Origin of the sequence: Actinophytocola sp., from assembly GCF_050699915.1 — a bacterium.
In the GTDB taxonomy this organism is placed as follows: domain Bacteria; phylum Actinomycetota; class Actinomycetes; order Mycobacteriales; family Pseudonocardiaceae; genus Actinophytocola.
Genome location: NZ_JBOHGA010000330.1, coordinates 1 through 5,103, shown reverse-complemented (window position 1 = coordinate 5,103; position 5,103 = coordinate 1). Strand labels below are relative to the sequence as shown.

The window sequence follows — 5,103 nt, the reverse complement described above, 5'->3', positions numbered from 1 at the left end:
GTGGAACGCGGCGTGGGTGCCGCGACGGGCGTCGCGGGCCGGCGGTGGGCCGACCGGCTCAGCTCTCGGGCCGCCTGACCGCGGGCTGGTCCGCGGCCGGGGCCTGGTCGCCGAGGCGGTCGACCGCCCACTCGGTCACCTTGCGGGCGACCTGCTGCGCGCTCAGTCCCAACCGCACCAGGACCTCCGCCCGGGTGCCCTGGCCGTGGAACTCCTGCGGGATCGCGAGGTCGCGCAGCGGGGTGTCCACATCGGCGTCGCGCAGGGCGGCGGCCAGCGCCCAGCCGACGCCGCCGTGCCGGCCGCCGTCCTCGACGGTCACCACGAGCCGGTGCTGGGCGGCCAGGTCGACGAGCTCCGCCGGCACCGGCGTCACCCACCGCGGGTCGACGACGGTCACCCCGATGCCCTGGTCCTCCAGCCGGTCCGCGGCGGCGAGGCCCATCTCGGCGAACGCGCCGACCGTCACCAGCAGCACGTGCCGGTCGCCGGTCGGGTGGCGCAGCACGTCGACCGTGCCGAGCCGCTCCAGCGCCGGGATGTCCGCGCCGACCGACGCCTTCGGGAAACGCAGCACGGTCGGCCCGTCGGAGACCGTGAGCGCCTCGCCGAGCTCCTCGGACAGGGTGCCGGCGTCGCGCGGCGCGGCGATCCGGATGCCCGGTACGGCGCCGAGGACCGACAGGTCCCACATGCCGTGGTGGCTCGCCCCGTCCGGCCCGGTGACGCCGGCGCGGTCGAGCACGACGGTGACCGGCAGCCGGTGCAGCGCGACGTCCATCAGCATCTGGTCGAACGCGCGGTTCAGGAACGTCGAGTAGATCGCGACGACCGGGTGCAGCCCCGCCATGGCCATGCCCGCGGCCGAGGTGATCGCGTGCTGCTCGGCGATGCCGACGTCGAACCAGCGGTCCGGGTAGGCCTCCGCGAACGGCGCGAGGCCAGCGGAACGCAGCATGGCCGCGGTGATCGCGACGACGTCCGGCCGGTGCTCGCCGATGCGCACCATCTCCTGCGCGAACACCGACGTCCACGTGGCGCTCTTCGCGGTGGTCGGCTTGCCGGTGACCGGGTCGATCGGGTCGGTCTGGTGCATCTGGTCGACTTCGTCGTTCTCGGCCAGCGGGAAGCCGCGACCCTTGCAGGTGGCGGCGTGCACGATGACCGGACCGCCGAACTCCTTGGCACGGCGCAGCGCCGCCTCGAGCGCGGCGAAGTCGTGCCCGTCGACCGGTCCGAAGTACTTCAGGCCGAGGTCCTCGAACATCATCTGCGGGCTGAGCGCGTCCTTGATGCCGCGCTTGGCGGCGTGCAGGGCGGCGTAGAGCGGCCGGCCCACCACCGGCGTGCCCTGCAGCACGCGCCTGCCACCCTCGAGCGCGCGCTCGTAGTTCGGCGACAGGCGCAGCGCCGCGAGGTGGTCGGCCAGCCCGCCGATCGTCGGCGAGTAGGAGCGCCCGTTGTCGTTGACGATGACGACCATCGGCCGGTTGCTGGCCGCGATGTTGTTGAGGGCCTCCCAGCACATGCCGCCGGTGAGCGCGCCGTCGCCGACGACCGCGACCACGTGCCGGCGCTCGCCGCGCAGCTCGTAGGCCTTCGCCAGGCCGTCCGCGTAGGACAGTGCGGTCGAGGCGTGGCTGTTCTCGACGAGGTCGTGCTCGCTCTCCGCGCGGCTGGGGTAGCCGGAGAGCCCGTCGTTCTGGCGCAGGGAGTCGAACTCGTCGCGCCGGCCTGTGACGACCTTGTGAACATATGCCTGATGGCCGACGTCGAAGATGACGGCGTCCCGCGGCGAGTCGAACACCCGGTGGATCGCCATGGTCAGCTCGACCACGCCGAGGTTCGGCCCGAGGTGACCGCCGGTAGTGGTGACCTTGTCCACGAGGAACTGGCGGATCTCCGCCGCGAGCTTGGTGAGGTCCTCGATGCTCAGCCGCCGCAGATCGGCCGGGCCCTGCACGGACTCGAGCAGGCTCGCATGGTCGGTCACCGCTGGTCACCTCGATTTCTGGCCGCCGCACCCGGCGGCTGGGTCGTTCGGCCGGTTGCGGCCAGTCTACGAGCGCACGTGGGTAGGGGGTCCGCCCCTACACTCAGGGCGTGCCTGTCGCATTCGACACCTCCGGGATGGAGCAGTACGACGAGCGCACGTGGTTTTGTCCGAGAACTGGTGACCAGGTCAGCCTGACGTATATCGACCTGGTCCCGGACCTGCCCGCGCCGCTCGACGACCTGCCCCTCCTGCGTCACCGTCTCGCCATCGAGACGGCGGAGGTCGGTGCGCTCATCGAGGCACACGTGGTCATGATCGACTCGGTGCCGGCGCTGTACCAGCTGCTGAAGCTGCCGATTCCCGACCAGGACTCCGGGCAGGCCTTCATCGCCGCGTTCACCGTGCCGAAGGCCTCGTGCTCGGCGGTGCTGCGGATCCAGTGCGCGGAGAGCGCGCCGACCGGGCTGCGCGAGTCGGCGGTGATCGCGCGGGTGGGGCCGGAGGCTTTCGTGCGGCCGCACCCGTACGCGCCGACGCTCGAGGGCCGGCTGCCGTGGCACGCCGGGGACGAGGAGCGGTGGGACGGTCAGTTCCCGGACCACGCGCTGAGCAGGGCCCGGGAGTGGGCGAACAAGACGATCTCGACGGCGCGGATCGACCCGGCGTTCGCGTCGCTGGCGCCGTTCAAGCCGGGCGGGCCGGGGCCGAACGAGCACACCGACTTCCACGCGCCGGTCGAGCGGCCGGCGCTGCCCCCGGCGTCCTCCGCTCGCTCTGGTCCGTCCTCGCGGGACACTCCGTCTCGGTCTTCCCAGTCGCGGTCTTCCCGTTCTTCTCAGGACCGGTCGCGGGTGAACGGTCACGCCGGGCCCGTCGACAGGCCGTCGCTGGACGCGCCCGAGCTGGAGCCGGCCAGCGGCCGCCGACGATCGGGCTCGGACGAAGGGCCGTCCGCACTACGCCGGTCGGCCGCCGACGAAGGTTCGTCCACGTTGCGACGATCGGGTGTAGACGAAGGCCCGTCCGCGCTACGGCGATCGGCCGCCGACGACGTGCCACCCGGTCCACGGCGATCGTCGCCGGACGAGGGGCCGTCCTCGCTACGGCGGTCGGCTGTGGACGACGGACCGTCCGGTTCACGCCGGTCGGCTGGAGATCGGCCGGCCTCGACTGCCTCCGACGACGACCCGCCGCCGGCGCGACGGTCGACGCTGGACTCCGCGTCGGCGTGGCAGCTGCCGCCGTCGGATGACCCGGAGCCGGCTGGGGCCCCGGCGCCCATGATCGACCCAAGTCCGTCGTCGGAGACGATCGGCGCCCGGGCGTCCCGCACGCGGTCGGGCTCCATCTCCCGGCGGGAGATGGCGAGCTCGCAGGGCTCGACGCACCGGATCGCCCCGCCTGACGACCTCGCGTCACCCCGCGCGGGGTCAGCATCGTCCGCGGAGGCCGACTCGAAGAGTCTCCGCGCCGACCGGTCCAGGCGCACCGATTCCAGTCGCACCGATTCCAGTCGCACCGATTCCAGTCGCGCCGAGCCGAGTCGCGCCACCGACAGGTCCAAGCACGCGAGCGACGCCCTGCCCGGCAGCGCGCTCCCTCCCCCGCCGACGAACCTCCCGTCCCCGCCGAGCGGCCTCCCCGCCCCGACGTCGCGGGACTCCGGCAACCACCGCGGCTCACCCGGCGGCGCACACAGCTCGCCGGACTTCCCCGGCAGCCGCGCGGACGGCGCACACAGCTCGCTCGGCAACGGCGGCGGTGCACACAGCTCGCCAGACGTCCTCGGCAGCCGCGCGGGCGGTGGCCTGAGCTCACCGGGTTCACCCGGTAGCGCCCCCGGGTCGGCGGGCAACTTCTCCGACAGCTCCCCAAGCCACGCCCCCTCGGCACCCGAGTTCCCCGCTGGTCCGCTCAGCTCGCCCGGCGGTGCCGCAGCCGACCTTCCCGCCGCCGCGCTCGGCTCACCCGGCGGCTACCCCGGCGGCCCAACAGCAGCCGACCTTCCCGCCGGCGCGCTCGGCTCACCCGGCGGCCACCCAGGTGGCGCCCCAACAGCAGCCGGCCTTTCCGCCGGCGCGATCGGCCCGCCCAGTGGCTACCCGGGCGGCACCCCGTCCTCGGCCGACTTCCCCAGCGGTGCGCTCGGCTCGCCCGGCGGCTACCCCGGTGGCGCCCACGGCGGCGGGCCCAACCCTCCCTTCGGCTCCGGCGGCGCGACCGACGGCTTCCCGTCCCCGCCCCGTGGCCTGCCCAGCGCCACCCCGGGCTCTCCCGCTGAGCGGACCGACGGTTTCCCGGGTGGCCTGCCGTCGCCGCCCCGAGGCCTGCCCACTCCAGGTGGCGACCTGACCGACGGCCTCCCCGGCGGCCTGCCGTCGCCGGCACGCGACCTGCCGAGTGCCTTCCCAAGCGGCGTCGCATCACCGAACGGCGCCCACTCCTCGCCGGGTGGCCAGCCGTCACCACCTCGCGGCTTCCCCGGCGCGCCGAGCAGCAACCCCGGCTTCCCGCCGGCCGACGCCTACCCCGGCTCGCCGGCGAGTCCGGCGAGTCCGGCGAACGGCTTCCCACGACCGACGCCCGCCGCGTCGCCGAACGGTCTCCCCGCCGGCGACGCCTTTCCCGGCTACTCACCGAACTCCGCCAGCGCGAACCGGATCGTCGCGCCCGGCTCCTACCCCGGCGCCCCCGCACCCGGCACGTTCCCGGGACCGGACTCCGGCGCTCCCACGGTCGCCGGCCCGATCGGTCCGGGCAGCGTCGTGGGAATCCCGCCCGTCTCGCCCAGCCCGCAGCCGGGCGGGTTCCCGGGCACCTCGCCCGAAACCGCCGGCCGCCCGGGCGCCTTCCCCGGCTCACCGGCCGCCGGCCCGGACTCGCCGACTGTCAACCAAAACGTCGTGTTCCCGGGAGCCTCGCCGGACTCGATCAGCGGCTTCCCCGGCGCCGCACCGGCCAACGTCGGTGCCCAGGGCGCCGGCGGTTTCCCGGGAGCCTCGCCCAACTCCGGCGGCTTCCCCCGTACGTCACCCGAGTCGGCCGGTGCCCGACCCGGCGCCGGCGGCGCGCCCGGCGCCTTCCCCGGCACCGCACCGGAATCAGCC

General features: G+C 74.6%; 1 protein-coding gene and 1 pseudogene. One reads left to right on the top strand and one right to left on the bottom strand.

What is annotated here, in order from left to right; translation table 11 throughout:
- Window positions 1–58 precede the first annotated feature (58 nt).
- Window positions 59–1,993: a 1-deoxy-D-xylulose-5-phosphate synthase gene (gene dxs / locus ACRDSK_RS31700; protein WP_431445080.1), complete on the bottom strand. Its 1,935-nt coding sequence runs from the start codon at window positions 1,991–1,993 to the stop codon at window positions 59–61.
- 110 nt (window positions 1,994–2,103) lie between these two features.
- On the opposite strand from dxs, the pseudogene ACRDSK_RS31695 reads away from it, so the two are divergent.
- Window positions 2,104–5,103: pseudogene (locus ACRDSK_RS31695) on the top strand (hypothetical protein); the annotation flags it as partial.